The sequence below is a fragment of the Skermanella sp. genome (genome assembly GCF_059503625.1).
In genome coordinates this window covers 1,681-5,558 of the sequence record NZ_JCACHA010001093.1, presented here as the reverse complement: position 1 = coordinate 5,558, position 3,878 = coordinate 1,681, and the positions used below count along the sequence as shown (strand labels likewise).

At 64.7% G+C, this 3,878-nt stretch carries 4 protein-coding genes; all 4 read right to left on the bottom strand.

Annotated features, from left to right (window positions below):
* Positions 1-949 (bottom strand): S8 family peptidase (locus AC5JJ6_RS39370; RefSeq protein ID WP_496047265.1); only part of this gene is annotated, 949 nt, incomplete at its 3' end.
* Between the two features lie 281 nt (positions 950-1,230).
* Positions 1,231-2,445: a 5-aminolevulinate synthase gene (gene hemA, locus AC5JJ6_RS39365; RefSeq protein ID WP_496047264.1), complete on the bottom strand. Its 1,215-nt coding sequence runs from the start codon at positions 2,443-2,445 to the stop codon at positions 1,231-1,233.
* Positions 2,445-3,275: a putative photosynthetic complex assembly protein PuhE gene (puhE, locus tag AC5JJ6_RS39360; RefSeq protein WP_496047263.1), complete on the bottom strand. Its 831-nt coding sequence runs from the start codon at positions 3,273-3,275 to the stop codon at positions 2,445-2,447. Before puhE ends, hemA begins: the two co-directional genes overlap by 1 nt.
* 18 nt (positions 3,276-3,293) lie before the next feature.
* Positions 3,294-3,878: magnesium-protoporphyrin IX monomethyl ester (oxidative) cyclase (acsF, locus tag AC5JJ6_RS39355; protein ID WP_496047262.1), on the bottom strand; the 585-nt coding region annotated here is incomplete at its 5' end.

Genomic DNA, 3,878 nt, shown 5'->3' with positions numbered 1-3,878 from the left:
CGACGATCTGGGCGCCGGTCAGGTTCGGGAAGGCCTGCTTCAGCAGGGCGGCCGCCCCCGAGACATGCGGGGTCGCCATCGACGTGCCGGTCCCCGTCATGGCGTCGCCGGCATTGTTCACCGCCCGGATCGCCTCGCCCGGCGCTACGACATAGAAGTTGGCGGAGCTTCCGGCTTTGTTGGAAAAGCTGGAGATCTGGTTGGCGGAGTTGACCGAGCCGACCGCGATGCCGTGGCCGGTCGCATCGGTGCTGGTGACCCACATCGCGATCAGGTTGGTGACGGTATCCTTGCCGTTGTTGCCGGCGGACGCCACCAGGATCACGTCGCGGGATGCCGCCTCGCTCAGCGCAGCCGCGAGGTTGAGCGGCATCACGCCTTCGCCGCCCAGCGAATAGTTGATGATGCCGGCGCCGTTGGTCACGGCATAGGTCGTCGCCCTGGCGATGTCCTCCGTGAAGAACTCTCCCGACGACTTGCCGGCGGTAGCGGTATAGGCGTCGGTCCGGATCGCCATGATGCGGGCGTTATAGGCGACGCCGTGCGTCTGGACGCCGTTCTTCCGCGCGGCGATGACGGAGGAAACGGCGGTGCCGTGGCCGTCCAGGTCGGTCACCGCCTGCCCGGCGCGTTCCGTGATGATGTCGGTCGAAGCGGGGTGGATGGCGCCCGAGAACTCCGCCAGGGTCGTGTTGATGCCGCTGTCGATGACGGCGACGGTCTGCCCCGTTCCATCGAAACCTTTGGCATAGGCGGAACTGGCGTTGATCTGCTTCAGCCCGGCGTTCAGCCGGTACTCGGCGGTATCGAAAGCGGCAGTAGGGTCGGCCGGCGCCGCAGATGCGGGCGGGGCGTTCGAAGTCGTGGGAGGCGGGCCGCCGCCACCACCGCCGCATCCGGCGAGCAAAAGTATAGTTGCGGTCGCAACTCCCGTGCGAGGGCTGATCACTGCACTCTCCCCAGATTAGGTTTTTTGGAGCGGTCTGGGGAGCGACTGTATTATTTTAAAATAAGATGCGTATTTTACCTTCAGAGGGAAAAGGCTTGGGATTTCGAGGAAGAATTTTTCTTACTGCATTTGTTGATTAAGAGCTTTGGTCTTAGACGGGTGGATTCCGTCGGACTTACCGAATACTCATTACTGGAAGGTATGAAGATTGCGCGGGAGAGAACTTGCGCGTTAGCCGTAGAACGTTGTTGGGCCACGGCCCAACAACGTTTCTCCTTTGCTCAGGCTGCGCGCTTCAGGCCTATCTCCGCCCAGATCTCCGTAAGGGCATTCACGAGATGATCGATGTCGGCATCGGTGTGAAGGGGGGAGGGGGTGATGCGAAGACGCTCGGTCCGTCGTGCCACCGTCGGGTAGTTGATCGGCTGAACGTAGATGCCGTAATGGTCGAGCAGCCGGTCGCTGATCTCCTTGCACAGCACGGGATCGCGGACCATCACCGGCACGATATGGCTGGGGTTGTCGAGCATGGGAATCCCGGCGGCTTCCAGCCGGCGGCGCACGACGGCGACCCGGTCCTGATGGCGCAGGCGCTCGGCCGTGCTGGCCTTCAGGTGCCGGATGCTCGCCAGCGCCCCGGCCGTGACGGCGGGCGGCAGCGATGTCGTGAAGATGAAGCCGGACGCGAAGCTGCGGACGAAGTCGCAGAGATCGGTGGACGCCGCGATATAGCCGCCGACGACGCCGAACGCCTTGCCCAGCGTTCCTTCGATCACGGTCAGCCGGTCCATCAGGCCCTGGCGCTCGGCGATGCCGCCGCCGCGCGGTCCGTAGAGGCCGACCGCGTGGACCTCGTCCAGATAGGTCATCGCGCCATGGGCTTCGGCCACGTCGCAGATCTCCGCGATGGGCGAGATGTCACCGTCCATGGAATAGACGGATTCGAACGCGACCAGCTTGGGCAGCCGGGGGTCCAGGGCCGACAGCTTGCGGTCGAGGTCTTCCGGGTCGTTATGGGCGAAGATGTGGCGCTCGGCCCGGCTGTGGCGGATGCCCTCGATCATCGAGGCATGGTTGCCGGCATCGGACAGCACGACGCAGTCGGGGATCTTCGACGCCAGCGTGCCCAGCGCCGCCCAGTTGGAAACATAGCCCGACGTGAACAGCAGGGCCGATTCCTTGCCATGGAGGTCGGCCAGCTCCTGTTCCAGCAGCACGTGATAGTGGGTCGTGCCGGAGATGTTGCGGGTGCCGCCGGCCCCGGCGCCGCAACGGTCGATCGCCTCGTGCATCGCTGCCATCACGGCGGGATGCTGACCCATGCCGAGATAGTCGTTGGAGCACCAGATCGTCACGGTGCCGGAACGTTCACCGTCGACATAGTGTCCGGCGCGCGGGAAGTTGCCGGCCTGACGTTCCAGTTCCGCGAAGATGCGGTAGCGCCCTTCGTTGCGGAGGCTGTCGAGCTGGTCGCGGAAGAAAGTATTGAAGTCCATCATTGCCTCCGTTGGGTGGGAACCGCTTGGCTAAGCGGCAGCGTGGTCAGGCCGCTGTCGGTGAGATTGTCGGCGCGGCGGTTGAGGTACCAGTTCCACAGGGCGGCCGCCGGCAGGGGCAGCACCAGCAGCCAGTGCTCCAGCAGGGCCAATGCCACCAGGGTCGCCAGGAAGGTGAAGCCCGCCGTCTCGAAGCCGCTGTTGCCGGGAGCGCCCGCCGCCTGCACCAGCAGGATCGCGGCTATCGTGGACAGCGTGACGGAGACCGGGAACAGGCAGTTCATCGAACGCTTGCGGAAGAAGCTTTCCAGGTATTTCAGGTGGTCGGGCAGGAACTCGCTGCCCAGGTTGGGAACGCCCAGGAACACGTTCAGCTTGGCGCTGACCCGCATGGCCCAGAGCACCATGAAGGTCCAGGTGCCGATCTGGTTGGGTGCGTCCCAGGTCAGGGCCACGACCAGGGCGGCCGATGCCGCGATGGCAAGTTCATGGTAGGCGATGGCCTCGACCGCGTGGCGCAGCCGCAGCCAGCCGGTGCTTCCCGGCGGGGTCGCTTCACGCCTTGGACCGGTGACGAAGGCCATCAGGAAGCTGATCTCGTTCCAGCCCCAGACGATCAACCCGCAGGTAAACGCGGTGAAGGCGCCCGAAACGCTGGCGTCCTGCGCGCTGGCCGCCAGACCGTAGAGGCCGAGGATAGCCAGCACGGTCGCCCCCGTCAGGCTCCAGCGGAAGGTGCGCCGGGGCAGCCCGTCCAGCCAGACGATCAGCCCGGTGCTGAACCACCAGAGGAACAGGGTGTAGAGCACCGGGATGATGTGGTCGGACACGGGCGGCATCCTCCGCTTCTACCAGGTCGGGGACAGCCGAACCCGGTCCGGCAGCTCGTTGGAAATGACCGGCAGCATGTAGAGACGCAGGAACGTGGCGGCTCCTGCCACGCCCAATGCTGCACACTTCAGCTTGCCCATGACCCCGCCCTGTTTGCGGGCGGCGGCGCGGCCGTCGGAGATTTCCATCAGCCGGTTCAGGCCGGCGCGGAACTTCGGGTTGTCGATGTCCAGCATCAGCGGGAAGACCTGACGCGAGATTTCCGACGTGATGCGGAAGACCGTGTAGTCGTAGTCGGTCGGATCGACGCCCAGCGCCTTGTGGAACTCCGGCCGCATGTGGTCGCGGACGAACATCGTGGCGTAGACCGCCAGCAGGAAGAAGCGTATCCACAGCTTGTTGCCGCCGCTCAGCAGGCCCGGATTGGCGCGCATCAGCAGGGCGAAGGCCTCGCCGTGGCGGAACTCGTCGTTGCACCACTTCTCGAAGAACTTGAAGATGGGGTGGAAGCGGCGGTCGGGATGGCGCTCCAACTGGCGGAAGATCGTGATGTAGCGGGCGTAGCCGATCTTTTCCGACAGGTATGTGGCGTAGAAGATGAA

Coding starts and splice junctions, on each gene's coding strand:
- hemA (WP_496047264.1), bottom strand. CDS start 2,445: ATGGACTTCAATACTTTCTTCCGCGACCAGCTCGACAGCCTCCGCAAC.